The sequence below is a fragment of the Paenibacillus lutimineralis genome (genome assembly GCF_003991425.1).
In the GTDB taxonomy this organism is placed as follows: domain Bacteria; phylum Bacillota; class Bacilli; order Paenibacillales; family Paenibacillaceae; genus Fontibacillus; species Fontibacillus lutimineralis.
Map to the genome: position 1 here is coordinate 4,198,675 of NZ_CP034346.1, position 26,285 is coordinate 4,224,959.

General features: G+C 45.3%; 26 protein-coding genes and 1 pseudogene. 13 read left to right on the plus strand and 14 right to left on the minus strand.

All coding sequences use genetic code 11. The features are described 5' to 3' along the window. Nucleotides 1–31 precede the first annotated feature (31 nt). The 3 genes from EI981_RS18505 to EI981_RS18515 are packed head-to-tail and all read left to right on the plus strand — an operon-like array spanning nt 32 to nt 1,604. Complete coding sequence (locus EI981_RS18505) at nt 32–1,018, plus strand: zinc-dependent alcohol dehydrogenase family protein (RefSeq protein WP_127000650.1); 987 nt, start codon at nt 32–34, stop codon at nt 1,016–1,018. Next, nucleotides 1,015–1,314: an antibiotic biosynthesis monooxygenase family protein gene (locus EI981_RS18510; protein ID WP_127000652.1), complete on the plus strand. Its 300-nt coding sequence runs from the start codon at nt 1,015–1,017 to the stop codon at nt 1,312–1,314. The genes EI981_RS18505 and EI981_RS18510 overlap by 4 nt, the downstream gene beginning before the upstream one ends. A 20-nt stretch (nt 1,315–1,334) precedes the next feature. Then, on the plus strand, nt 1,335–1,604 hold the full coding sequence (locus tag EI981_RS18515) for a hypothetical protein (RefSeq protein ID WP_162616210.1): 270 nt from the start codon (nt 1,335–1,337) through the stop codon (nt 1,602–1,604). Between the two features lie 14 nt (nt 1,605–1,618). On the opposite strand, the pseudogene EI981_RS30285 reads toward EI981_RS18515, so the two are convergent. Further along, a pseudogene (locus EI981_RS30285) lies at nt 1,619–1,705 on the minus strand (DUF3825 domain-containing protein); the annotation flags it as partial. Nucleotides 1,706–1,891: 186 nt separating this feature from the next. Continuing rightward, on the minus strand, nt 1,892–2,233 hold the full coding sequence (locus tag EI981_RS18525; protein WP_127004821.1) for a winged helix-turn-helix transcriptional regulator: 342 nt from the start codon (nt 2,231–2,233) through the stop codon (nt 1,892–1,894). Nucleotides 2,234–2,337: 104 nt separating this feature from the next. On the opposite strand from EI981_RS18525, the gene EI981_RS18530 reads away from it, so the two are divergent. Further along, nucleotides 2,338–2,721, plus strand: coding sequence for a RidA family protein (locus tag EI981_RS18530; RefSeq protein ID WP_127000656.1), 384 nt, complete (start codon nt 2,338–2,340; stop codon nt 2,719–2,721). Between the two features lie 504 nt (nt 2,722–3,225). Here EI981_RS18530 and EI981_RS18540 read toward each other — a convergent pair. Further along, nucleotides 3,226–4,149: a LysR family transcriptional regulator gene (locus tag EI981_RS18540; RefSeq protein WP_335926198.1), complete on the minus strand. Its 924-nt coding sequence runs from the start codon at nt 4,147–4,149 to the stop codon at nt 3,226–3,228. Between the two features lie 184 nt (nt 4,150–4,333). Here EI981_RS18540 and EI981_RS18545 point away from each other — a divergent pair, with 184 nt between their 5' ends. Continuing rightward, nucleotides 4,334–5,188, plus strand: a complete 855-nt coding sequence (locus tag EI981_RS18545; RefSeq protein WP_127000660.1) for an alpha/beta fold hydrolase — start codon at nt 4,334–4,336, stop codon at nt 5,186–5,188. A 286-nt stretch (nt 5,189–5,474) separates the two neighbouring features. Here EI981_RS18545 and EI981_RS18550 read toward each other — a convergent pair whose 3' ends face one another. Both EI981_RS18550 and EI981_RS18555 read right to left on the minus strand, forming a co-directional pair. After that, on the minus strand, nt 5,475–5,783 hold the full coding sequence (locus tag EI981_RS18550; protein WP_127000662.1) for a hypothetical protein: 309 nt from the start codon (nt 5,781–5,783) through the stop codon (nt 5,475–5,477). A 194-nt stretch (nt 5,784–5,977) separates the two neighbouring features. Beyond that, nucleotides 5,978–6,598, minus strand: coding sequence for a TetR/AcrR family transcriptional regulator C-terminal domain-containing protein (locus EI981_RS18555; RefSeq protein ID WP_127000664.1), 621 nt, complete (start codon nt 6,596–6,598; stop codon nt 5,978–5,980). 150 nt (nt 6,599–6,748) lie between these two features. Between EI981_RS18555 and EI981_RS29070 the strand changes: the two genes are divergently transcribed. Next, nucleotides 6,749–6,886, plus strand: coding sequence for a hypothetical protein (locus EI981_RS29070; protein ID WP_162616211.1), 138 nt, complete (start codon nt 6,749–6,751; stop codon nt 6,884–6,886). A gap of 44 nt (nt 6,887–6,930) precedes the next feature. Continuing rightward, nucleotides 6,931–8,343 (plus strand): DHA2 family efflux MFS transporter permease subunit, encoded by a 1,413-nt coding sequence (locus EI981_RS18560; protein WP_127000666.1) that lies wholly within the window; start codon nt 6,931–6,933, stop codon nt 8,341–8,343. Nucleotides 8,344–8,757: 414 nt separating this feature from the next. Here the strand turns inward: EI981_RS18560 and EI981_RS18565 are convergent, their stop codons facing one another. Further along, complete coding sequence (locus EI981_RS18565; protein ID WP_127000668.1) at nt 8,758–9,729, minus strand: aldo/keto reductase; 972 nt, start codon at nt 9,727–9,729, stop codon at nt 8,758–8,760. 148 nt (nt 9,730–9,877) lie between these two features. Between EI981_RS18565 and EI981_RS18570 the strand changes: the two genes are divergently transcribed. After that, a complete protein-coding gene (locus EI981_RS18570; RefSeq protein ID WP_227011492.1) occupies nt 9,878–10,291 on the plus strand; it encodes a MarR family winged helix-turn-helix transcriptional regulator in 414 nt (137 codons plus the stop codon). 446 nt (nt 10,292–10,737) lie between these two features. Here EI981_RS18570 and EI981_RS18575 read toward each other — a convergent pair whose 3' ends face one another. From EI981_RS18575 to EI981_RS18585, 3 genes are all read right to left on the minus strand, one after another. Then, nucleotides 10,738–11,160, minus strand: coding sequence for a DUF3995 domain-containing protein (locus tag EI981_RS18575; protein ID WP_127000672.1), 423 nt, complete (start codon nt 11,158–11,160; stop codon nt 10,738–10,740). Between the two features lie 89 nt (nt 11,161–11,249). Next, nucleotides 11,250–11,762, minus strand: coding sequence for a TetR/AcrR family transcriptional regulator (locus tag EI981_RS18580; protein ID WP_127000674.1), 513 nt, complete (start codon nt 11,760–11,762; stop codon nt 11,250–11,252). A 284-nt stretch (nt 11,763–12,046) separates the two neighbouring features. Further along, nucleotides 12,047–14,641 carry an adenosylcobalamin-dependent ribonucleoside-diphosphate reductase gene (locus EI981_RS18585; protein ID WP_127000676.1) on the minus strand — a complete coding sequence of 865 codons (2,595 nt, stop codon included), beginning with the start codon at nt 14,639–14,641 and terminating at the stop codon, nt 12,047–12,049. Between the two features lie 535 nt (nt 14,642–15,176). Between EI981_RS18585 and EI981_RS18590 the strand changes: the two genes are divergently transcribed. The 3 genes from EI981_RS18590 (at nt 15,177) to EI981_RS18600 (ending at nt 19,080) form a co-directional block, all read left to right on the plus strand. Then, on the plus strand, nt 15,177–16,904 hold the full coding sequence (locus EI981_RS18590) for a DEAD/DEAH box helicase (protein ID WP_418789076.1): 1,728 nt from the start codon (nt 15,177–15,179) through the stop codon (nt 16,902–16,904). A 7-nt stretch (nt 16,905–16,911) separates the two neighbouring features. Then, the gene (locus EI981_RS18595; RefSeq protein ID WP_127000681.1) at nt 16,912–17,919 is read left to right on the plus strand and encodes a YqhG family protein; all 1,008 of its coding nucleotides are present in this window, start codon (nt 16,912–16,914) and stop codon (nt 17,917–17,919) included. 159 nt (nt 17,920–18,078) lie between these two features. Then, nucleotides 18,079–19,080, plus strand: coding sequence for a hypothetical protein (locus tag EI981_RS18600; protein WP_127000683.1), 1,002 nt, complete (start codon nt 18,079–18,081; stop codon nt 19,078–19,080). A gap of 100 nt (nt 19,081–19,180) precedes the next feature. On the opposite strand, the gene EI981_RS18605 is transcribed toward EI981_RS18600, so the two are convergent. Next, nucleotides 19,181–19,438 carry a YqzE family protein gene (locus EI981_RS18605; protein ID WP_127000685.1) on the minus strand — a complete coding sequence of 86 codons (258 nt, stop codon included), beginning with the start codon at nt 19,436–19,438 and terminating at the stop codon, nt 19,181–19,183. Nucleotides 19,439–19,592: 154 nt separating this feature from the next. Between EI981_RS18605 and EI981_RS18610 the strand changes: the two genes are divergently transcribed. Then, entirely contained in the window at nt 19,593–20,282 is a 690-nt protein-coding gene (locus tag EI981_RS18610; protein ID WP_127000687.1) for an N-acetylmuramoyl-L-alanine amidase family protein, read from the plus strand. Here the strand turns inward: EI981_RS18610 and EI981_RS18615 are convergent. The 3 genes from EI981_RS18615 to EI981_RS18625 form a co-directional block, all read right to left on the minus strand. Then, entirely contained in the window at nt 20,269–21,135 is an 867-nt protein-coding gene (locus tag EI981_RS18615; protein ID WP_227011493.1) for a divergent polysaccharide deacetylase family protein, read from the minus strand. The genes EI981_RS18610 and EI981_RS18615 overlap by 14 nt on opposite strands. Before the next feature lie 27 nt (nt 21,136–21,162). Continuing rightward, nucleotides 21,163–21,729, minus strand: a complete 567-nt coding sequence (locus EI981_RS18620; protein ID WP_127000689.1) for a putative ABC transporter permease — start codon at nt 21,727–21,729, stop codon at nt 21,163–21,165. A gap of 124 nt (nt 21,730–21,853) precedes the next feature. Continuing rightward, nucleotides 21,854–22,729, minus strand: a complete 876-nt coding sequence (locus EI981_RS18625) for an ROK family protein (protein ID WP_127000691.1) — start codon at nt 22,727–22,729, stop codon at nt 21,854–21,856. Nucleotides 22,730–22,761: 32 nt separating this feature from the next. On the opposite strand from EI981_RS18625, the gene EI981_RS18630 reads away from it, so the two are divergent. Continuing rightward, nucleotides 22,762–23,463 carry a class I SAM-dependent methyltransferase gene (locus EI981_RS18630; protein WP_127000693.1) on the plus strand — a complete coding sequence of 234 codons (702 nt, stop codon included), beginning with the start codon at nt 22,762–22,764 and terminating at the stop codon, nt 23,461–23,463. A gap of 92 nt (nt 23,464–23,555) precedes the next feature. Here the strand turns inward: EI981_RS18630 and EI981_RS18635 are convergent, their stop codons facing one another. Then, nucleotides 23,556–26,240: an alpha-mannosidase gene (locus EI981_RS18635; RefSeq protein ID WP_127000695.1), complete on the minus strand. Its 2,685-nt coding sequence runs from the start codon at nt 26,238–26,240 to the stop codon at nt 23,556–23,558. Nucleotides 26,241–26,285: the final 45 nt, after the last annotated feature.

Genomic DNA, 26,285 nt, shown 5'->3' on the forward strand with positions numbered 1-26,285 from the left:
TCGAAAATTCACTCAGAAACGAGGATTTGCAATGAAAGCGATAATACTTAAATCATTTGGCGGCCCGGAATCGTTCGAACTTTGCGACGTGCCCAAGCCTGTGCCGCACACGGGACAAGTCCTGGTCCGGGTACATGCAACCTCCATCAATCCGTTGGATTACCAGGTCCGACGTGGCGATTATCCCGATTTGGTGCAACTGCCGGCCATTACCGGACATGACGTATCTGGCGTTGTCGAAGAAGTCGGGCCGGGTGTGACGACCTTCTCTCCAGGAGACGAAGTCTGGTACACCCCGCAAATATTTGACGGACCAGGAAGTTATGCCGAGTACCACGTTGCTGCCGAAAGCATTATCGGGAAGAAGCCTACCTCGCTGAGCCATCTTGAGGCGGCAAGCCTGAGCTTGGTTGGCGGGACGGTGTGGGAAGCACTAATTGAGCGTGCGGCGCTAAGAGTGGGGGAAAGCATTCTAGTACACGGCGGCGCGGGAGGAGTCGGTCATGTGGCGATCCAGCTCGCAAAAGCCATGGGAGCAAGGGTGTTCACGACCGTGCGCGAAGCAAACTTTGAGTTCGCACGAAGTTTGGGTGCCGATGTGGTCATCGACTACAAAAAGGAGGATTATGTCGACGCCATCATGCGGGAAACGGGTGGCCGCGGAGTCGATGTCGTGTTCGACACCATCGGCGGCAACACATTGTCGCGCAGCCCCGACACGCTCGCACAACTTGGCCGCGTTGTCACGATCGTGGACATTGCACAGCCACAAAACGTCATTGAGGCCTGGGGCAAGAACGCGAGTTATCACTTCGTTTTCACAAGACAAAACCGCGGCAAGCTTGATGAGTTGAGCGCATTGATAGAGCGCGGTCAGCTGCGGCCACACGTTGGCGCCGTCTATTCGCTTGCCGACATTCCGCTCGCCCATGCCCGGCTGGAGAGTCCCAACAACGGTGTTCAAGGAAAAATCGCGATTGAAGTCGGGCCGTCGGCTCATTTTAAAGGAACGCCATGATTTATGAGATCGCTCTACTCCCCGTTCACAATGAACTCATTGAAACGTTCAGACGTGCATTTGCCGAGGTCGCTCCTTTGCTCAGCCGAGCAAAGGGTTACGGCGGTCACTTCCTCGCGCAAGGGATCGAAACACCCCAGCTATTCCATCTAATCGTGCGATGGCAATCACTCGAGGATCACACGCCGGGCTTCGAAGCGAGTGAAGACCATCGGATGTTCATGATGGGCTTACAGGAATATTTTTCGGAAGAACCGAGGGTCTATCATATTGAAGGGGCAGCTTTTGAACTCTAAGGTTTCCACCGTTCCCGACAATGGCGGGATTCTGTTCCGCTTCGGTGTCATCACCCAAGTCACCACGTGCCATCCGACAAGGGATTACAACTAAATCAGTACATGAGCGGACGTGGTCATTTTGGAACTACGTCATCCGCACCACGCGCAGCACCCGGCTGACAAGAACGGGCAAGCTGTTCCTGGGGTACTGCCAACAATATGCGGATTTTGTACGCGAAGCTCTGATTGACAGAAAAAATGCCGGTATCCTGTATGCTAAGGATTACCGGCATTTCTCAGTTGTATAGATTTTCATCGTTATTTAAAGTGGTTTTAACCATTCATTGTCTGGTTTAGCAAGTACCCTAGCGTTTTGGTAAGCCATTTCAAGAGATAAACATGTTTTTGCGACATATTCAGAATTGTTATCTTTCCGTACAGCTAGTGCAAAATCTCGTTTGGAATCGGATGGATTACCCTCGAATAACCCGTTTTAAATGGCCGCTCGGCTCTTCATCCTCTACGCTATGGGTTCTCCAGCCATCAACAGTATGGTCTCACTAATACCGATAACAATTAGAAAACTGGATTTAATTTAATCAGTTTGATTTTTTACTCCCCATTCACATAACTCTTCCAAAACGGGTAACAGTGTTTCCCCTTTATCTGTAAGACTGTACTCGACTTTAGGGGGAACTTGAGGATACTCTTTTCGTTTCACCATACCATCTGCTTCCAATTCTTTAAGTTGTGAACTCAATGTTTTATAAGTAATAGCTCCTATCTGTCTTTTCAGATCATTAAAGCGAACCGGTTGGTTTTCTGCTAGGAGGTAAATAATAACCATTTTCCATTTACCGCCAATAACCGACAATGTATAACCAAAAGGTGTATCTTGAATATTCTTAACTTTACCTTTATATTCGGCCATACTCATATTTACACTATCCTTTCTGATAGTACCTATCAATAAAGTGCGTACTATTTCTTTATATGCTTTCATTCTATACTAACCTTACTTTAAGTAAAGGAGAGAATGAAATGACTAATGTCAAAACCTACAATCACGATCTTTGGGATCACGGAATTACCCAGGGATACTCCGTAAACGGAACTATCTACATTTCAGGACAATTTTCCCACAACACAGAGGGCACATTCGTTGGCGAAGGCGATATCGAGGCACAGACTCGGCAGACGCTCGAAAATCTTGATCGCGTGCTGGCGGGATTTAATGTCACGAGGTCGAACCTCGCTTATGTGGAGATCTATTTGACAAACGCTCAAGAACATTCCGAGCCGGTCATCCGGCTGTTCAAGGAATACGTAGGGCAACACCGGCCTGCAGGCAGTCTCATAGGCGTGACATATCTTGCGTTCCCTGAGCAATTGATAGAAATAAGCGCCGTCGCACACGCGGACTAACTCAACTACTGTGGTCGGCGTAACAATAGCGGTCAGGTCTCGGATAGGCGCGACCGCTATCGGCATAAAACAGCATATTTCTCAAATAAGTGTAAAAAAGTCTCCACCTGATCGCTAGATGGGGACTTTTTTTACGCTTACATTCATTACCCTTGCGATCATTTGCTGCAATAACTTGTAGGCACAATATGATTCTTCACCCATGCGTCTATATTATCGTGATAGACAAGCATATACTTGGTTTTCGCAAACAGCTGATTAAGATCGGCCTTAAAAGGAACGGGCCCATTCAGTCCGCCGAGTACCAGTTGCCCCCCTAATGTAAAGATCGCCGTTCCTCAACAGGCGAAAGAACATTTTATTCTTGTTTTTAGTGCGGAACAGCTAATCAAAACAAATTTACAAGGACAATATGGTGAGTGATCATTATAGCAACTTAAACGATGTGAAACCATTGTTTCTATCAAAAGTAAGAAGCTACCCAAGTTTTAGACAAAATGTGCACTAACTCATATACCTATTAAAAAAACACAGGAATTCAGATTGGAAACTTTTTGCAGTAAAACTAAGCTCACGATTTTTATGAACAATTAGACCATGCGAAAAACTCATTTTGGAATTAAACGGAAGGATCTTTAGTGTACCAATCTTTAGTTCATTGTTGATAGCTATTTCAGGGACTAAGGCATAACCTTTCCCACAGCTTACATATTGTTTTATCATCTCAAGACTTGGTAGTTCCAACGCATCTTTAACCATAATCCCAGCATCTTTTAAAACATCTACAGCAGTCGTATGATACAAACAAGATGTGCCGCTACTGATAAAAAGTTCGTCATTTAGAATCTGGACTCCCGTATTTCTCACTTTCCGAGATACATCCTCAGATGCAGCAAAAACGATCGTCTCTTCCATAATTGGATAAAAAAGAATTTCATGGCGATTCGGATTTTGAGGAACAATTCCAAAATCTAGTTCATAATCCAGTACACCTTTTAGGATGTCTTGATGCGATCCTTGTTCAATACGCAAATTTACGCTTGGAGAATTTCTCGTGTATTCCTGAACAAAGGGAAGCATCCGTGTAAGAAAAAAAGATTCTTGTGTTCTAATACGTATTGTTCCGCATGGCTGATCCAGTTCATTCATACTTTCTTTAAGGGATTGACTAAAGTGAACATACTGATAAGCATATTTGGAAAATACCTTCCCCGCTTCCGTAAGTTCTATCCCTCGTGGATATCTATGAAACAATTTTTGCCCGCTAATTTTTTCCAACTGTTGGATATGAGTGGTTACTGTGGATTGAACATAACCTAAACGATCTGCAGCTCGACTGAAACTTTTTTCTTCAAGTAAGGCAATAAACGCCAGAATAAAACGACCTTCTAATGAATCTATCACATCAATCACCTTTCTATATTTCAATTTGAAATAGTAGATATTCGATTTATTCGTTAGTCAAATATGTATTTTTATTATACGATAACCGTAGTTCAAAACCAATTACCATAACGCCATCAAATCACAGAAACATCATGATGCTGGTTAGAAAGAACTCTAATGGGACATATGGGACATCTTAATAAAAAATTCAGAAGGAGATATAAAAATGAAGATTAGTTATCATCAACAAAAGGTTGGAGATGTCGAAGTTTTTTATCGTGAAGCCGGCCCTAAGGACGGTCAAGTTATTTTATTATTACACGGTTTTCCATCTTCAAGTCATATGTTTCGCGATCTAATTCCCAAACTGGCAGAACAATACCGTGTCATTGCCCCTGATCTCGCTGGATTCGGTCATACAACAACTCCGCCGCACAGTCAATTTAAATTCACATTTGATAGCCTGTTCCAAGTTATTGAAGGTTTTACTGAAGCATTAGCTCTCAAACAGTATGTACTTTATGTGTTTGATTACGGTGCACCTGTTGGTTATCGTTTGGCAGTGGCTCACCCGGAAAGAGTTCAAGCAATTATTAGTCAGAATGGCAACGCTTATATTGAGGGATTTAGTGACGTATGGGGATCCTGGGAGACGTATTGGCACTCTCCAACACCTGAAAATCGTGAAGCATGTCGCGATTCCTTGACCCCTGAGACCATTCGCAACTTTCAGTATCTACATGGAGCTGATGCCAGCCTTGTTTCACCAGACGGTTATTCCTTAGATATTGCTTTCATGTCGCGCCCAGAAGCTGAAGAAATCCAACTGGACTTGATTCTTGATTATCGAACAAATGTGGATCGTTATCCTGATTTTCAAGCTTATTTCCGTAAGTATCAACCTAAACTTTTAGCCGTATGGGGTAAAAATGACCCTGCCTTCCTCCCTGCTGGAGCTGAAGCTTATAAGCGTGACATTCCATCTGCGGAAGTCCATTTACTTGATACTGGGCATTTTGCTCTCGAAACACATGCTAAAGAGATCAGTGAGCTTATTCAACAATTCTTAAAAAAATGTTAAAACAAACTATAAATTTAGTTATCTTCGACGCATTTAGTTTCATAAGGGAATTCCAATCATTGACTTCTGGAGTCACGGACCGTTCCCCGTTAGTTGAACAGGCTTCCGATTCTTCGGAAGCCTGTTGCCGTTTATGCTAATGTTCTCCGTTAGTTGAAGCACTACAGTTTATTCCTCGATTAAGAATCTCTTTGTTACAGCTCAAAATGGTCATCGGAGAACATGTGGAACATTTGCTGCGGCGACTGCCACCCTGATTGTTGAGCTAACTTTTATTCAATACATCTTATTTCATTGTTATTGTAAATTCAGATCCTGGCGTACCGGAAAATACGATCGTTCCACCCTTAGGCAGAGTCACTTTGTTGTTGCCGCTGACGATGGAATAGTTGAGAGGGTATTCTCCTTCCTCATCATATACTGTGAAAGAACCCTTCTTTGGAAAGTTGACCGTCATTGTTCTGCCGGCTGCTTCTGCCGGGATGGTAAACCATTGAGCATGGCCGTTCGCTTGTACCTTGACCTTAGAATAATTCCCAAGATAAATTGGCGTTACATATGCCTCGCTCACAAGCAAGGTCCCGTTTAGCTTCACATAACCTCCCATTAGACCTATTAAATTTAGGTTTGCTTCTTAATGGGAGGTTTTAATCTTTCATTTAACTAGTGTTTCCCGTTAGTTAAACTAAACACTTAATCCCTTACCTTAACAAAATTCCTATAACCACTAACACAGTCTAAATAATTATAAATTCCCCGCGAACATTCGACACGGTTCCCTCCACCGCTCTATTTTTTCAATCCTTTAATGATAAGTTGTATTCCAAATTCAAAAGCATTTTCTGCCTCGTTCTCAATCGTATTCATTACATTGGAAGTTAATGTATCGATATCTGCATCGCGTTGAGACTCTTTAACCTTCTCCATAGGAGATGATTTTAATATTCTCCTTTTATTTCGTGTTTGTTCTTCCATTACAGATCCCAAAGTAAATTGGCCCATGGTCAGCAGGGCCATTTGAGCTTCTCTCTCCGAAAAACCTGCTTGTACTAAATATTCAGTTTTAGGCGCTAATTGAACAAGATCATTAAAAGTGGGAATTGAGCCTGCATGAAGCATCGCTCCATCTGGATAAGCTAATAAAGCATTTCTAAAGCTGTAAGCATGATCTATGAACCATTTCTCCCATTGTTCCGTATCATGTGGCGTCTTAATGGTGTGATATCTGGCGATTATTGTAGAAGCCATCTCACCAAGCAGCGTTGCTTTATCTTTTACATGCCAATAAAGTGATGCTGATTCAACTCCCAATCTCTGTGCCAAACGCCTTGTTGTAATCACCTCTAATCCACCCTCTTTAAGAAGTTCAAGCGCCTCTTCTATAACATCTTCACGTTTTATCTTTGCCATATTTAAAAATTCTCCTTATTCCGTATTAAAACCTATCAATGATCTAGTATATCATATTGACAAATCTATCAGTGATAGATTATGATTTAAATCGTTCTTAAATCTATCGATGATAGATTCATGTTACTTATATCGAGAGGAGCTAACACAATGAATTTAAAAACTGCTGAAACGTGCAAATCGAGTGAGATGTGCCCATCAAAATGGACGACAGCGCAATCGTATATGCCGATGTATTATGCCGGCTGCACCTGGAAAATATCCGGTCATATTAACCCAGCTTCTTAACCCGGTATTATTAAACACAATTATCACTTGGGAGGAAACTCGTAATGACTAGCTCTGATAAACAATCTGCTAAACTTGCCCCTATACCCTTTATATTATGGGGGCAAGCCATAATTATTGTTCTTGGTGCATTTACATCTATGTTGTCTTCTACAATGCTTAACACAGCCCTACCCTCAATCGCAGCAAGTCTGCATACTTCAAGTTCCATTGCACAATGGATAGCTACAGGATACTTTTTATCTCTAGCTGCAGGTGTCCCCCTCAGTGCCTGGTTATCCCGTAAACTTGGACCAACCAAACTCTGGCTAATTAGCCTGGTTTTGTTCATGGTTTTTTCAATATTGTGTGCAGAATCAAAAGGGATTTATATGCTTATCATCTGTAGAGTTCTGCAGGGCTTATCAGGTGGTTTGCTTGTACCTGCCGGGCAAACTATCACGAGCATAGCAGCAGGTCCGAAGCGTCTTGGTAGAGTGGTAAGCATCGTAGGTATAGCCGTTGTTGTTGCTCCAACGTTAGGTACCACCTTAAGCAGTGCTATTCTTAGTAGTTTAAGCTGGCCTTGGCTATTCTGGATCAACATCCCTCTTGGTATGGTAGCGTTCTTTGCTGGTTTGAAGTGGCTGCCAAAAATCGAGGTTTCTGAGGCTGGTAAATTTGATTGGATTGGCTTTTTATTCATATTAAGTGGCGTACCTCTGCTCATTTATGGTGTAACCTCCATTGGAAACACCGCAAACGCAGTTCCGATTGGCACTTCTATCATTATAGGAGCCGTTCTTATCATTGGCTTTGTTGTAAGGTCATTAAGACGTGAAAAACCCATATTACAACTAAGATTATTTGGTAATAGGGTATTTTCAGTAGCTGCTGTCGTTATGTTCTTGGGTGGTGCAATAAACTTCGGAGCACAGCTGCTTCTCCCCCATTACTTAACAGATGTCCGCCACTTGAGTCTGATTACTGCAAGTCAACTAATCTTGCCTCAAGTTATTGGCACAGCTGTTGGTTTTCCGCTTGCGGGTCGTTTTACAGACCGATATGGAGCTGGAAGACTTATATTTACAGGTGGTATCATCATGACGATATCCATGCTTTCGCTAATTTTTATTGAAGTAAATACAGGTACAACTTGGGTTGCCCTCATTTTCTTCATTTGGGGACTAGGTACAGCACTAGCCACTGTTCCAGCTATGACTGCCGGTTTAACCACGGTTGCTCCCGATCAAATACCTGATTCCGCACCTATCCTAAACATGCTGCAACGAATTGGAGCATCTATAGGCACAGCTGTAATCACCTTGCTATATACTAAAAATTTAACTAGTGGACTAGACCAAGCCCATACTTTAGTTGTTTTTAAAAATGTCGTTTGGTTGTTATTGGGTAGTATATTAGTACTCCTGATATCATCCCTAACTTTGGTACTAAGAGAAAATAAAAACGCACGCTAATACTTAAATGCTGTCACAGGATCACATCCAAACCGGGCTTTCTAAGCGTCGACTCATCGAATTGAATTCATAGAGGATGAGTGACAGCCTATGAAAGATTTGTTACCACAAGTAGGGCGTCCGACAATAGATAACCGGCACATGTTAAATGCGAAGCTTTGGGTGGTCCGTTCCCTTTCCAAAATGTATAATCTCTTCAACGCTCTAGTGTTAGAGTTACAACTTTAATTTTTTTCGCCGTTATTTGTGATACGGTTCCCCGTAACACTGCAAAAGGCGAAATCCTATGAAATGAAGAACTCTTCATGAATTTTATCCATGAAGAGTTCTTTTCATAGGATTTCGCTTATAAAAGACTTTTATACAAATCATACTTTGCACGATTAGCAGATGTACACTCTATTGGCGTCTTAGTTATACTATTGGATGTGGTATATACAGTTCTTCTAAACTCGCGATTTCTTCAGGCGTCAATTTAACCGACAATGCCGAAACTGCATCTTCCAGATGGCTGATTTTAGTCGACCCTATAATCGGGGCAGTGACTTCTTCTTTTTGCAGCAACCATGCAAGAGCAACCTGTGCTCGTGGAATTCCTCGGTTAGCGGCAACCTCCGCAACTCGTTCTGCGACTTTGCGATCAGCCTCTTCCGTTTTAATAAACAACGCCTTTGCTACCTGATCCTTCATAGATCGTGAGGTCTGCTCATTCCAATCCCGGGTTAACCGACCAGCAGCCAAAGGAAGGTAAGGAGTGACGCCAACTCCCTCATCTTTACAAAGGGGAAGCATTTCCCTTTCTTCTTCCCGATAGAGTAGGTTTAATCTATTCTCCATGGCAATGAATCGTGTCCAGCCATTGCGCTCCGCGACATGCTGAGCTTTCGCGAATTGCCATGCCAGCATGGAGGATGCTCCAATATATCTGACCTTGCCCGCCTTAACTAAATCGTGAAGAGTCTCCATTGTCTCCTCAATTGGCGTGTTAGGATCCCAACGATGGATCTGGTACAAATCAACGTAATCTGTCCCAAGCCGTCTTAGACTATTATCAATTTCGGTCATGATGGCTTTGCGGGAAAGCCCCATTGTATTCGGGCCTTTGCGCATTGGAACAAATACCTTTGTAGCTATGACGACTTCGTCACGATTAGTGAAGTCCTTTAAGGCACGCCCGAGAATTTCTTCGCTTGTTCCGTCGGAATACATATTGGCGGTACTGAAAAAGTTGATGCCCGATTCGAGTGCCTTCTTAATAATCGGTCTGCTTTGCTCCTCATCCAGAGACCATGAGGTATTGCCGCGTTCAGGTACTCCGAAGCTCATGGTTCCAAGGCTTAACTTTGAAACCTCTAATCCACTACGTCCAAGTTTTACATATTCCATGTGATAACACACTCCTTAAGTATATTTGAAAGGTAACCATACCTTCGAGGTTGACATGTCAACCTAAACGCACTTTAACATCTTGTGGTTGATGTGTCAACCATGATATTATATTTGTATGGATATAAACGAACTGAACAAAGATGAAATGAAACTATGGAATATGTGGAAAGGCACCTTCAAACAGATCTTTGGTCGCGTTGTGAAAGAGATGTCTGAGCACACCGGACTATCTGAAGGGGATTTTGGAGTGTTGGACCGGTTAATCCAATTCGGGGATGGTAGGCTTCGGCAACAGGAACTAGCTGACTCGATGGACTGGGATAAGAGCAGATTATCCCATCATTTAACACGGATGGAAAAACGGGGTCTTATTATGAGGAGACCATTTGACGCTGACCGCGGTGTTCAGGTCATCATTACTCCTGTCGGAAAATCGGCTTTGGATGAGGCCTTACCTATTGTCTCAAAGGCAATACGCAAGCATTTTCTTGATCAATTAACCGATCAAGATAGAGAGTCGATTACGGAGTTGGCGGAAAGAACCAAAAAGCGGTCGTAGCCTCCGGCAGAGACCGGTTGCCTTGATCGCTTTTTTTGGTGTTCTCCATGCTGCATATAAAACAACTAGTTCCACTTGTACTTTCTCATGTTTCATTGGTGCACAGCCTATATGTATTTAAACCCGTGCGCCGCAAGGAATTTCTCACTACTTAACTATTTTCCCAGGCCAAAATCCGCACATTTTGCAGATAAAAACAACATTCGCAAACTGCATGTCTCATCGTTCCGGCGAATCATGATCTTCCATAACGACGGCCAATAGACCGGGAACATCGGAAAGCAAATATTTTTGTTTGAGCATCCTTGGTTTTATGCCTCGAGTTGGAAAGGAGAGAGACAAGTTACGTCCATGCCAGTCTCAACTTGCAGGACTTCCGCACCATCATAAATCTCGATAGGTTGATTAACTTTCAACGTTTGTGGTACGTTTCACATCGCTATCGATCAAAACAAAAGAATCGCACATGTTATCCCAAAATATAAACAAAGTGGAGAATAGAACCATGAATCATATTTTGCGAATACAGAGTGCTTTATTTTTTTGAAAAATCCTACATATCTAAAGTCACCAATCGCCCGAAGAAAGAAAACAAAAGCGCTTATGATACACCCAATTCTTGTAATGGTATTCGCTATAAAGTAATCCATATAACCGCCCTGAACCAGAAGAATGAAGCATACCGCTAAAATAAGGATTGCCACAGAAAGTGTGCCCATCTTACCAGGAACAAAAGCAGGTTTATACTCCCCAGCTTTTGAAGGTATTACCGCACCGACACCCAAGCGCCCCCCACACGCCCAATAAACATGTAAGATACTGATCAGACCCAAAAGACTTACAGCAGATAATGTCATAACTGATATCATTAGAACGCCTCCAATATCACCCTATATTAACTTGCTTAAAAAGCCTAACAAGGTTTCCATAAACATTAAAACCACTAACAGCAAAGAAATCACATATTTATTAATATCTTGAACATTTTTTCTATATCAAAATTAGAATTAGCATCAAACCGGGTCATCCAACCTACATAAGATAAATAAGTAAGTCTGGCCCTGTCTATCGCATCAGAAGGTATCAAACCCTTCTTTTGATATAGCTTGGCAATACAATTAATTCTTTGTTCCTCGATATCAACTAAACGGGATGCCACCATAGGTTCATGTTTCGCCCAGACATAAATGCCAATCTCAATTCTCTTGTCCGGATTAATACTAATGTGAAGCAGATCTTCCAATGAGGAATTATCTTGTTCAATACTATGAATGATCCGTTTTGTCGCATACATTTCCCAATAATCCATCATGGAATCTAGAAGTTCTTTACGGTCACGAAAGTAGTGATAAAAGCTGCCTTTACTTATTTTTAGCGTCCGAGCAAGTATTTCAATACGAACTTCATGAATTCCAGCTTCGGCTAATTTATTTAATCCAGCTTTAACCCAGTCTTCTCTAGTTAATTGCATGATTCACCTCAAAATACGGTAGCGTATGTTTTTTTGTTAGATTACTACCCCGTCTTTATATTGTCAATAGGATGTGAGTTCAATCAATTCTCTGCAAGTAATGGACATTTTTCTCTATATCACACCCTCAATGCAAGTAACCGTATAATTGTTCATTTATCATAAATATTGAAAATTAGTTCTCAACAATTTTGGAAATATTCTCAATATTTATGACACCAAACAAAAAGGCGCATTCCTAATGGAATTGCGCCTTTTTGTGTGTCGTTACTAACTTCCTTTCATTATCCGCACTTACTGTAACCACAGTTGCTGCAGGTCTTGCAGCCCTCGATATTGATCAGCGATGCCGAGCCGCAGGATGGACACAGGTCGCGTGATGCGGGTGGTGCATTATACCGTTGGTCGTTATCGTGATCGTGATCATGGGTCTGCTCGTCATGGTGATGAGCTACCGTCGCAGCAACCGGAGCCGGATCATGGTCTCCGCCGAAATGATCGCTTTGCACATGAATTTCCAACGCTTTGGCAACGGCGTCAGCGATGGATTCGACGCGGTTCGGACCGAAACCGATCGCCCCGGAGCCGCCGATTCCCTTAAGGTGCTTGATCAGCAATTCTACCTTCTCCCCATGATCCCCATAACGGAGGAACAGGGAGCAGACACGACCCAGCGCTTCTGCCATTGCGAATACGTCAGAACCTGCCTTACCGACATTCAGGAAGATCTCACTCGGAATTCCGTTCAGATCATTAATTGTAATGTAGGCCATACCGAATGGCGTGTTGATCTTGTACGTAGCGCCGCGAAGCACTTGTGGACGCTTCTTATATTGCTTATCTTCCACCGCTTTCTTACCAACAGCGATACTAGTGTTGCTGTCTTCTGACGATCCGCCATTCGATGCAGCTTCACTCGCAGCAGGTGCCTTAGCCTCCTTGTCTTCCTTCTTCTCGGTCTGCAGGACTTGCACATCACGGCTGCCATCGCGGTAGATCGTAACCCCTTTACAACCGAGATCGAAGGCAAGCTCATATAAGCGCTTCGTATCTTCAACTGTGAAATCGGCCGGGCAGTTCGCCGTCTTGGAAATCGAGCTGTCTACCCAGCGTTGGATCGCCGCTTGCACGCGGATATGATCCTCTGCAGACAAGCTCATCGCTGTCACATAATAATCCGGCAATTCTTCACCTGGATGCGCGTCCATCCATTCCTGAGCGATTGGCACGAATTGCTCGTCGAAGCCGAGCCGGCTTTGACGATAATATTTGAAAGCGAAATAGGGCTCGATGCCTGTCGAAGTACCAACCATCGTACCCGTACTTCCGGTCGGAGCCTGTGTAATCAGGGTTACATTACGAACCCCTTTCTCACGAATCGCATCTTCCACTTCCGGATATACCTCAGTTATCACCTTCATGAAGCCGCTTTGCAAGTATTTGTCCGCTTCAAATGCAGGGAAAGACCCTTTCTCAGCTGCGATCTCTGCAGATGCGAGATACGCTTCCTTAGCGATAAAGCCGTACAATTTATCAAGGAATTCCAACGATTCCGGACTGCCGTAACGGATATGAAGCTTGATCATGAGCTCAGCCAGCCCCATCGTTCCCAAACCTACGCGGCGTTCCTTCTTCTGATTCTGCTCATTTTCTTCAAAATGATATGGCGTCTTGGTAATGACATTATCCAGGAAACGCACAGAATAGCGTGTCGTAACCGCCAGTTCATCCCAATTCACTTCATGTTTCTCTTCATCATAGAACTTGGACAAATTAATTGCCGACAGGTTACATACGCCCCAGCCAGGCAAACCTTGCTCTCCGCATGGGTTCGTGCAGATGATCGGGTTAAAGTACCAGCTATTAGACATTTGATTGTAGTATTCCATGAACACGACCCCAGGCTCAGCCGATTTCCAAGCCGATTCGATGATCGTATGCCAGATTTCCCGTGCCTTCACTGTCCGGTAATGTACAACTTTACGTCCGGCAGCTCTCCATTTATCGAGATCGCCATCCCATACTTCAGTGTAATCGTCATCAGTGGTGTCCGGAAAGACCAATTCCCAATCCAAATCCTCTTTGACAGCTTTCATGAACGCATTGCTTACGCATACCGACAAGTTCGCGTTAGTGACTTGTCCCATCGTCTGTTTAACCGTAATGAAATCAAGCACATCCGGATGCCAGTCGTTGATCATAAGCATCAAAGCGCCGCGACGGCTGCCTCCTTGCTCAATCAGACCCGTCGTATAGCTGAACAATCCGCCCCAGGATACCGCACCGCTCGATGAACCGTTAACGCCTTTGACTACAGCACGACGAGGACGAAGCGAACTGAGATTGATTCCGACACCGCCGCCGCGGGCCATAATCTCCGTCATTTCACTCAACGTCTCCATAATACCGCCACGGCTATCCTTAGGAGAAGGAATGACATAGCAGTTGAACAGTGTCAACTCATCGCTGGCTCCTGCCCCTGCGGCAATCCGTCCCCCTGGTACGAGCTTCCAATCTTCCAATATACCACGGAACTTCTCCGACCATTCCGCTTGCTTCTCTGGAGTTTCTTCCACCGAAGCCATCGCATTAGCCAGTCGATCCCACATCTCTTCAGGTGTCTTCTCGATATTCAACGTCAGCTTCTCGACATCTGCCTCTACCAGCGCACCGCTGCGTGTCTTAACAGTAGCCGACTGACCGTCGCGAGCGACCACTTCGCCTACTTCCTTCGTCGGAAATTTAGGATCATCCTTGGTCAAGACAAGAACGACGTCCCCAACCTTGGCATGGCTCGGATCAGGATTCTTCCACGCGTACCGATCCAAGAAGATTTTCTCGCTTAGCCCTTCCAGGCGCTGATTTTGCTTCGTTTTCAAAGAAAACACCCTCCTAATTATCAGAACTGTTCTGCACCTCTCAGCCGGTTCTTGTTCGATTCCATCCGAATCATAAATAATAACGACTGATATAGTGTTAGCAAATTTCAACAAAAACACAAACAAAAAAAGCTCAAAAAAGTAATACCGCTTAGCGGAGCTACCGCTGACAAGAATATAGCCGGAATCAAGCAGTAATTACGAGATTGAAGCCTATAAACATGGTTCCTGTTATGCATTTACACACTTAGAATTGTTACAATAATATGTACAAATCTCAATATGTAGTGTTCTCTAACCATTATACTACACTACATATGGTTGTCACAACGATCATTATTTTAATTTAGACTATTAAAGCGACACCTTCCTGTCCAAACTTCTAAATACTCCAAATTCCTATCTATTTCGGCCCAAGTTATATCCTTTTTGTTTTTCGTCCATACTACCTACAGCAACTAGACAACGAAAGCGTTAGACAAAGGGAGGTTATATCATCTTGAACCCTCATCCCCCAAATCCGGACATGAAGAATATGTTAGCCGGTGTTCCCATCGAATTTGAACGGAATTGGTATGAAGATCTTGATGTGAGATTAAAAAAGGGCGGCCCCTGGGATGATTGGCGATTGTTCAATCTGGCCTCCCAGGCCGAAGCTTCCCTGCTCGTTACCAGTTTTGAAGAAATGCTATGCCTGGGCCATCTTAATCAATTCGATCCACTGCCTCATCAGATTGATACGGCACAGAAGGTGATGTTCGAGATGCGCGGTAGAGCTATTCTTGCCGATGAGGTTGGCTTAGGCAAGACGATCGAAGCTGGGTTGATTCTGAAAGAATATATCATTCGCGGACTTGTCAAGAAAGTTCTTATTCTCGTTCCAGCCTCGCTGGTTCTGCAATGGGTGAGAGAATTAAATCAGAAGTTCGGTATCTCTGCTGTAGCCCAGAAGAAAGAGCATTCATGGCATAACGATATTGTCGTCGCATCGATGGATACGGCCAAGCGCGACCCTCACAAGAAAATTCTGACCGATTATGAATATGATATGGTCATTGTCGATGAAGCGCATAAATTAAAAAACAAAAAATCAACCAACTACCAGTTCATGCTGCAGTTGCGTAAAAAATATTGTCTACTCTTGACCGCTACGCCGATCCAGAACGATTTGAGCGAACTGTTCAATCTGATCACTTTACTCAAGCCAGGTCAGCTTGGGGGACAGAACGATTTTGCGGCCAACTTTGTCCTCGACAAACGCGTTGCCAAGAACGAGCAAACCCTCAAGGGTGAGCTGTCAAAAGTATTGATCCGAAACCGTCGCGGCGAAGGCCAGTTGGACTTCAAGAAGAGGATCGTACGCAATGTGCATGTCGAGCTCTCCTCTGAGGAGAAGAACCTCTACAATGGCGTAACTTCCTTTATCAAGAACCAATATCGGGCAGCAGGCGCTGACATGGGCAGTATGTTCTCTCTGGTCACCCTACAGAGGGAAGTATGCAGCAGCCGCGATGCCGTCTTCGTCACACTGGTCAACCTGTCCAAGAAGCTGGCCACGGATTCTCCACTGCGTGACGATATCTGGGATCTGGTCGGAATTATTAAGACGATTCAAGCGAACAGCAAAGCGGAGAAGACGATGGAGCTGATCCGTGAGATGAATGAGAAAGTGATCGTATTTACAGAATATCGGGCGACCCAGGAATATTTATTAAAATATTTCAGTGACCGCAATCTTGTATCCGTTCCTTACCGCGGCGGTATGAACCGGGGTAAAAAGGACTGGATGATGGATCTGTTCCGCGGCAAGGCACAGGTCATGATCGCCACAGAGGCTGGGGGCGAAGGAATCAACCTGCAATTCTGCCACAATATGATCAACTTCGATCTGCCCTGGAATCCGATGCGTGTCGAGCAGCGGATCGGACGGGTGCATCGGCTCGGTCAGCAAAACGATGTGAATATATTCAATTTGTCGACCAAAGGCACCATTGAAGAGCATATCGTGAACCTCCTGCATGAGAAAATCAATCTGTTCGAATCGGTCATCGGCCAGCTTGATGTCATCCTCGAACGGTTCGAGAAGAAGGGCTCGCTCGAGAAGAGCATCTACAAGATTTTGCTGGAATCAAGTAACGATGAGGAACTCGCCAAAGGTGTGAATTCCCTCGGCAACTCACTGAATACGATCAAATCCGAACTGGACCGTGAAATTTCAGAACGGGAGCAGGATGGAAATTTTGAACAGCTGCTTGGAGGATAATTGACATATGACGATGACACAGGAGCAAATACAACAGTATGTCATGACATATTTGGACGCTACAGATTGCCAAATCCTTGAGAAATCCCCGTATCATGTTACCGTCAAGCTCTCACCGCAAGCGGATCGTGATCTGACGAATCGCCCCTACTACTGGGGATTCGTAGAGCGTACCGGCGTAGAGCCGGAGACGATGAGCTTCTCGTTTGTATTTGATACAGAGGCTTATGAGGCGCTGCAGGAGCAGAACGATAGCAAGAACAGTGCGCAGTCTGGCGCAGGCTCAGGACCGTCCCAGCTAGGCTCCACTCACACTGCGGGGCAGCCACCTGCTGCCGGATCGGCCGATGACAGCGTTCTTGGACGCTACTTCGGACCCATCCGCCCCCTTCCGATCCTGGGACCCGGACGGATTCAGAAGGAAGTACTCACGTTTGGAAGCCCACGACTCAAGCAAATCTTCACGGCAGCCAGACAAGGAGGACGCTGCGTATATTTGTTTGAAGACCCCGGTCAACGGCAGCGCATGACGCTCTTTCCAGCGTCCTATGAGCCCTGGCTCGGAGTCTGCTTCAAGCTGGAATTTTGCTGTGATATCAAACGGGAGGAGATGCACTTTATGGGCATCTCTCTATTGAGCGGCCGAATTGATGAACTCTTCACCAACCGGCTGGCGAGCATACAGCTTGTCCCCCGCTTGCCTGAGAATGTCAGTATCGAGCCATCCGAGCTGTCTCTTGCGGAAGGTAGAGATACCCTCGAACAGAGAATGCACGATATACTATCCACCTATGATATGTCTTGGGCAGATGCAGCGGCAATCAGGCTGAGAGAGGAGCTTGAGCTCATTGATGCCTATTATCAACCTCTATTGAACGAATCAGATGAAGAGCGTAAGCAGGAGGTTGCCGGGCAGTATGAAGCAAGGCACAGTGAAATCCGCTGGCAGTACGAGCCGAGAATTGTCGTATCCGTCATCAACTACGGCATCTTTCACCTACGTTCGCCGCGTTGACGGCGCTCGATCCAGAAATTGACGCTTCTCGCTAAAAGGTCACAAAAATAGAAGCATCCTGTTTCATACCCGTTTGACAGGTTGCAACACTCTTTTTGCGGCAGCTTCTGTACAATGGGACAAGCGATATAAATTAATGACAGGGGTGACTCGCGTCTAATGCATGTAAATCTCCGTAAACCGATTTCACTGATGTTGAAAATATTGCTATGTACAGGTATTCTTCTTCCGTCCGGATTCGAAGCTCAGGTATTCATCGCCCGAACGCTAGCCGCACCAACTCAGACCTCTTCAATTCAATCAGCGGCACCTGTTGGACTCAGGGAATTTGCCGAAGATACGATCCTTCGTCTCTCAGCTACAAAATCCTTCGCTCACTGGAAGAACGCCGAAACGGTCATAGAGCCGCTGGGACCAGGAACTCACAGTTGGCTTGTCACCATAAGTACCGATGAACAGGACAAATCCTCTGTAGGCCACTCGACTTCAGCCGGATACCTGATCATCTCCGTGACAAACCGCGGCGAATACAAGCTGATCGAATATGGGACAGGCGAAGACTCCATATTCTCGCGCTCTACTCTTCAATCGGGTCTAGACAGTATCGGAATCAAGCTCGACTCCAATTCCAACCGTATGGTCGTCCCGCTCTATGCTGGACCTACGCTTGCAGAGTGGGGAATTGGAAGCCGCAGCAAAGAAGGTTTCTCCTATTTTCTAAATGCGCTGAATGGTGAAGATTTACCGGAAACACCGCAGAGCTTCGCCAAGCAGGCTGCCAAATATATACCTCCCGGTTCTGCCGCCGGGAGTCATCTAAATTCAGACCTGATGCCAGCCGCGCAGGCCGTACAAACAGCAGTCCATTTTGATCCATATGATAATATTATGTGGATGACAAGCAAGGCTCTGGATATTAACCCACAATCATTTGAACGGATTATTACTGCCGCTAAACGTCTCATATATGTCTCCTCTAGCGGGGACCGCACTTATTCCGTCCCGTTGCCTATATTTGGATATCAGCTGTGGAAGCAATCTTCAGCCGACGCACATTCATCCTCCGAAGCCTCAATTTACGTACAGAGCGGAACAATATCCTCACCACGTTGGATAGCCCTCGAAGCCATGCTTGACGCTGGTAAATTCGTGGCTTACTGACCTTGCCAACCTCCCCCTGCCGTGATTTCACTCGGTAGGGGAGGGGTAGAATGCAAACAAGCTGCCAATTCATTCGGCAGCTTGTTTCATTTTCTATCATCTACACATTACGTGAGGTTGGGTCTCTTCCTTTAATGCGATATTCTTTCTGTGGCAATTCCTTACCTTTGACATGTATACGATGGAACGGAATTTGACGTACCCAGAGCGAGATTGAGAATGGTATCATTCCAAACCAGGTTTGCGACCAGCTCTGTCTGCCGCGGGAACGTTCACGTCTGACATCTCTTGGTGTCTCTACATAATCAACTACCCGCTCCGTAATGTATTTCACCAGTTCATCACCCTTGCTGGACATATATTCCACCTCCCTTTTGTGATAGCTATCTAAACGTAGTTTGCTCCATAATCCAGTCAAATAAACTTAGTGCTGAATTTGGCGAAGATGCATGTTTTCGCCCATTTACGCTCAATATAGAAGAAGAAAAACGGAAATCTTGAAAGGTGAGGTCATGAGAAGAAAACTACCTGTTCTGCTCGCTGCTGCTCTCATGCTCTTCAGTTTATGGATCGACAGTACCCCGGTCTCGGCAGATGTTGATGACTTAAAATTCGCCTTTCCCGAACCGGTGATCCTAATCGATGTTGGACACGGCGGAATTGATGGTGGTACTTCCTATGGAGACATCCTTGAAAAGGACATCAATCTTGACATCAGCCGCAGATTGTATATGCTTCTTCGAAGTCACGGGTATCGCACAATATTGAACCGAACCGGTGATTACGCCCTGAGTGATGAGAACCGTTGGTTGAAAAGCCGTTCACGGCATATTCGGGATCTTGCCCAGCGCAAGGAGCTTAGTGAGCATGTACCCGCTTCAATTGTCGTCAGCATGCATGTCAATTGGGGACGCAACAAAGCTCGACGAGGCCCGCTAGTGCTTCATCAGAATGATGGCCAAAGCGTGTTCCTGGCTACTTCCATTCAGAATTCGCTTGACACGCTATACAATAGCCATCGCTTACCTCAGGTTGGCGAACCTTTCTATTTGTTAAAGCATGTCGATTCGCCTGCAGTTATTGTAGAAACGGGTTTTATCAGCAATACAGAAGACCGCGCTATGCTTACTAGCAAACGCGGTCAACAGAAGATTGCTGAGGCAATTTACGCCGGTATAGTTCAATATTTTACGGTAATGTAACCCCTAATCCCGGATTTCCGGGATTTTCTTTTGCTTGGGCCACATCCAGCATACCTACAAAATGAATTCCCCGTTGCTTCATTTCCGGTATCGTTCGTTTCAACGCCTCTGCGGTCTTAAGTCCGCCAACCCCGACATGCCCAATCGTGACACAGAGATTCTGCTTTTGAAGCCGTTCCTGAACCTTCCTAAGCTGTCCAGTCACATGGCTTACCGAATGAACATCATCGAGAAAAATATCATTCTGAAGCCGTGGCAGCCCTTTCTCATCACATATCTCACCTACAATCGAATGATAATTCGTCTTGCTATCTACAAAGAAGAGGCCATGTTCCTTGCATACATCCAGAATTACACTCATGATCCGCTTATCACCGGTTATTTTCGAGCCCATATGATTATTGATTCCGACAGCGTAAGGGACATTCTTAATGGCCGCCTCCACCTTCTCTCTAACCTCGGCATCGCTCATATTTGACAGAATCGCACCTGGGCCCAACCACTCCGGCTTCCCTTGCTTCGGCTCCATCGGCAGATGAATGATCACATCATGTCCCTTTTCGTGAGCCATACGAGCATCCTTCTCGCTCGTTCTAAGAAATGGCATGACCGCTACGGTAAGCTTCACTGGTAGACTAAGGATCTCTTCCGTTCCTTTCATATCGTTGCCAAAGTCATCAATAATGATCGCCAGTCTCTGCTCTGCACCTGTGCTCGTCTTCAACACGGATGGAGCCAACCTATTCCTGGACTCCTCATAAATACCAGATGCATAACTAGCTGGTACAGAACTCATCATTACTACCAACGTAAGAGCCATAACGAAACCCCATCTTGCCTTGTTGAACTTCATTTAACTGCGCCTCCACATTAAAATTTGTCAAATCAACTCTTGCTTCCAGGCTTTGCGCCGGATCCAATAAGTCAGCAGCATATCGATCATGAATAACAGCAGCAGAATTGGGCCAGCAATCGTCCATAACCCAGCCATTCCGTCATAAATCCCCTCTACAACCGGATGTATGAACTGTAGAAAAACATACGACAACACTCCCCAGTACAGAGAGAAGCGCAGACATATATAGCCGTCCAGCTGAATGCGAGAATCTGAATAATCCCACCATCTTCGGCCGAACAGCTTATGCAGCAGCAGACCACTTACATATTCAACTACAGTAGGTATAAGCAGACAGGCTAGCCACAGGATCGGCTTGCTCTGTACAACTTCGGACAGCATTAGCAGAAATAACGGTGCAAATCCGTACATCGGTTTAAACGGACCTTTCAGATACCCTTCCTTCCAGAACACTCCTGTCGTGAACCAGCTGTACACATTCTCAAGCAGAAAGCCGCAAAGTGAATATACAAAGAAATAGAACAGCCACTCATTAAGCTCCAAATTAATCAGCCTTTCTAAGATGTCCTTATCCGAAATTGACAGCCCCATGGCTATCCTTCCTATTATGACTGTCCATGGCTCATTTATGCGTTCGACAAAAAGCCCGGCATTATGTGCCGGGCTTCAGGGTTATTTTTACTTCAATATTTGCTATGGAGCTTCATATTCTGTACTATTCTTCAAAAGCCTGCTTTGCCAATGCCAGGCCTCCACACAGGCCTGCGTTGCTGCCTAATCCCGGCGGAACGATGTAATCGTCTATGTCGGAACTAAGGGCGGAATGCTGTACATATCCATGAAGGAGCTGACTTACCTGCTCACGAATCAACGGGAACAATTGGTTTTGGCCCATGACGCCTCCACCCAGTACAATCTTCTTCGGCGAGAGGATAAGGATATAGTTCATTAGTGCTTGTGCAATATAGTAGCTCTCCATCACCCAGGCAGGATGATTCTCCCCGAGCTCATTTCCTTTTCTATTCCATCTTGCTTCAATCGCTGGACCTGCCGCGAGTCCTTCCAGACAATCCTGATGAAAAGGACAATGGCCTGCATAGTGATCCTCAGGATGGCGTCTGACTAGAATATGTCCCATTTCAGGATGCACCAATCCATGAATCAGATTGCCCTCAGCGACGGCTCCTGCTCCGATACCGGTACCGATGGTAATATATAGACAGCTATCTAATCCTCTGGCCGCTCCCCAAGCTGCTTCTCCCAACGCCGCGGCATTCACATCCGTATCGAAGCCGATCGGTACGTTCAGGCTGCGCTTAATATGTTCGACCACTCGGTAGCCGCTCCAATTCGGCTTAGGCGTCTCCATCACTGAGCCATATGTATCACTCTGTTTATCCACATCGACCGGGCCGAAGCTGCCAAACCCAATCGCTTGAACTCCTTTATCCTTAAAGAACTCGACCACTCTGTCCAGCGTCTCCATAGGCGTTGTGGTTGGAAAAGATATACGTTCTTCAATATCCCCTTCCTCATTCCCGATTCCGCATACAAACTTCGTTCCTCCACCTTCAATAGATCCTAATCGCATGGCTCTCCCCCGTTCTTATACATGGCTTGTGCATGATCAGATATCTGTATTTTAGCAAATACAACGCATGGTTTACAGTCAAGCAATTACAAAATCGTGATACCATTCATACGAAATGTAGAGCAGGTCACATTACCGGTATAGATTTCTCTGATGAAATGCTTATTGCTGCGAGAGAAAATTGTGGTATGTTTCCTAACACGGCTTTTCTAAAAGGCAATGCCTATCATTCCACCCTGCCGGAAAATCAGTTAGATATCGTATTGGAAAGAGCATTAATCCATCATCTGAATGACTTGAATGCTTGTCTCAAAGAAGCTAACCGTATCATGAAAAAAGATGGTGTTCTGATCATCCAAGACAGAACTCCCGAAGATTGCCTTCTTCTTGGAGACGAAAATCACATCAGAGGTTTTTTCTTCGAAAAATTCCCAAAACTAGCGACTAAAGAAGTCTCCCGTCGATATGACTCTAATCAAGTACAACAGGCATTACTTACAAATGGATTTCGAATAGATCGAATAGTTCCAATTTGGGAAACGAGACGGAGATATACTCAGTTTGGGGAGTTAAAAGAGGATTTGCTTCTAAGAACCGGACGATCCATCCTTCATGAATTGACTGATGACCAGCTTCGAGATCTGATCTCATTCATTCAAGATAAATTAATCGACCATACTGCACCTATTGTTGAGAAAGATTCATGGACCGTATGGTTTGCTGTAAAAGAATAAATAACCCTTTATTTAAAGCAAAACAGGCTCCTTAGCTGCAACAGCAATTAAGGAACCTGTCTTTATGATACTCGGAAATTATCCGTATTTACTTACTTGCTCCAGCTGTAGCTTACGATCTCAGCCGGCTTGATCTTATCAGTCACCTTAGCCTCTGCTGGCTCTTCCAGCAGATTGCAGCGCTGAGGAGTAAGCTCGGCGATCGACAGGCGAAGCGGCTGCTCGGCTCCGGTCATGTTGAAGCCTCTCGTCACGATCTCATCTGAATGCTCTTTGCGCTTGAATGCAGTCAGTGCGAAGGCATCCCCTTCGATCTTCATGTATTGATGATCGGCTGCATATTGTCCTGCATGCTTCGACGTCTGGTAAGCGCTGAACGGAACCTGGAAGTTCATCGCTTCATGGTATGTTCTCAGCTTATCCGCTTCATCCCCATGGAATGCAACTGCGAATTTAACCGTATTTTCGCCAAGGCATTGCGCTTCAGGCGTCGGGAAGTAACCCCAGTCGCCAAGCTCACCTACTGCACGAAGCAGGGTCAATGCAATCGTGCCGCGATCCGACAATACTTCGTACTCATTCAGTCCGAAGTTCGCAACAGTAACGCCGTGTTGATCGTCATGCATATTGACGAACGAGTGCTGATGCTGCGGATTCGTAGGATTTTCCCAAGCACGATCTACCTTGTTAGGACGTTGTACCACTTCATAGATGCTCTCGGCTTCATGATATGCCGCCTCGATTCCAGTAGGGAACAACACGCGCAAGCGATGATCCTTCATTTGGTTGTTGTACGAAGTCTCGAATTGCAATTTTTTGCTGCCCTTTTGCAGTGTAATCTTGGTTGCAATCTTGAAAATAGCCGTCTCCTTGGAGCGCTGAGCTTTGCGATCACGGAACTCGATCACAGCCTTCATTTCCTCTTCCAGACGTTCATCGGCGGACACCGGAATCTCCAGCTCTTGCTCCACCAACACTTCCGCGACGAAGGCATTTGCCGATTGAACTGTAATTCTTGCCTTTTTACCTGTAGAGAGAATGGCTTTGTCTCCTTCAGGCTGCTTGAAAATATACTCATTGGCGATATCACCAACATCCTCAAATACCATCAAGCCTGTGTATTCCTTGCCTGTCTCTTTATTCTGTACATCCAGTGAACCATCCTCTTGAATGGTCACCTTCAGGAATTCATTTTCCAGCAGACGCCCTTGCTCCTTGACGATAGCATCCCCAGTTTGCAAATCTACGGCTAAACCTTCTACCAATGCGAAGGACTCCCAAGCCATAGCAGGCATTTGCTCCATGAACATCCGTACCTTCACATACCGTCCCATATAAGGCTGACGGAATTTATCTTTAGGAAGATCATAGCCGAAAGTAACACCTTCATCGATAATTTCAGCAGCAACTGTTTTGCCTTGGGCGTTCACAACTGCAAGTTCCGGAAGCTTCGACTCCTTCAGCTCATAATAGAGCTTGGAAGGCGTCCCTTGTGCAAATGGTTTTCTCGTCCATTCGATCGTTACTTCTGCTACGTCCGTCTTCGCAGAACCAGCCGTATTGAAGATAACGAAAGGCTTCGAGCCTTCAGGGAAAGCGCTGGTGTCGATCTGAGCCATCAACGCCTCAGCCGCTTCATCAGCTACGAATTTGCCCACTTCCTTCGCTTTTTTGAAGCGAGTTACCATCTCCTGGTGAACTTCATCGATGCTGCAGCCGCATATGCTATCATGTGGATGGTTCTGCATCAGCGTCTTCCATGCATAACGCAAAGTGTCATGTGGATATTGCTCGGCAGTTGTATAAGCCATCGTTGCGAGTGGCTCGGCGATATTCTCCAACTGGCGCTCTACTTCGGTATTCATCTGCTTCAAGTAGATACGTGCCGAAGACGTATTAGCCAGTGTATACCAGCCATCGGTTTCCTGACTAGTCAGCTCGCCGGATACCGTACTTAATTCCTTCGGCAAGTCCGCTTTCAGCGCAGCGATATATTCCTCGAAGCTACTATGAACGAACTCAATCTCAGGATACAATTCATTCGCGACGCGGATCGCAGCAGACAGATCTTTTTGTACCGGCTGATGGTCACAACCATTCATCATCAGTAAGTGACCTGTGGAAGCGTATTGCGATGCATCCGCAAGCTTGCGTTCCCAGAACAACTTGGCTTCTTCCTTATCTACCGGAATCTCGTTACCGTTGCTGTACCAGTTGGCAAACAGCAGGCCGAGAATTTTCGAGCCGTCCGGACCTTCCCACCACATCTCAGAATATTGCGAAGCATATTTCTCATCATTAATAACGACATTGTTGAAGCCCGTCGGCTTCACACCACGGCCAAAGGCTGCGACATCTAGTCCAGCATCGAGCATCATTTGAGGTGTCTGTCCCATATTTCCGAACGTATCCGGGAAATAACCAAGCTTAACTGGGGAGCCCCACTTCTTGCTCTCTTCAAAACCGATTAGCATGTTGCGCGTATTTGCTTCACTGCTGATCAGGAAGTCATCCTGCAAAATATAGAACGGGCCGATCTTAAAGCGTCCTTCACGGATGTACTTCTCCAACAGCGGCTTCTTCTCAGGACGGACCTGCACATAGTCGTCGAGAATAATGGTCTGTCCATCAAGATGGAAGCTCTTGAATTCCGGATCAGTCTCAAACAGCTCCAGCAAATCATCAACAAGCTGAATCAAGCGCATATGGTGCTGCTCATAAGGTAAATACCATTCACGGTCCCAGTGACTGTGAGATACAATATATACTTTTTTCATTCTGATCGTCTCCCTTGTTTGTTCAACCTCTTATTTGTTCGAGAA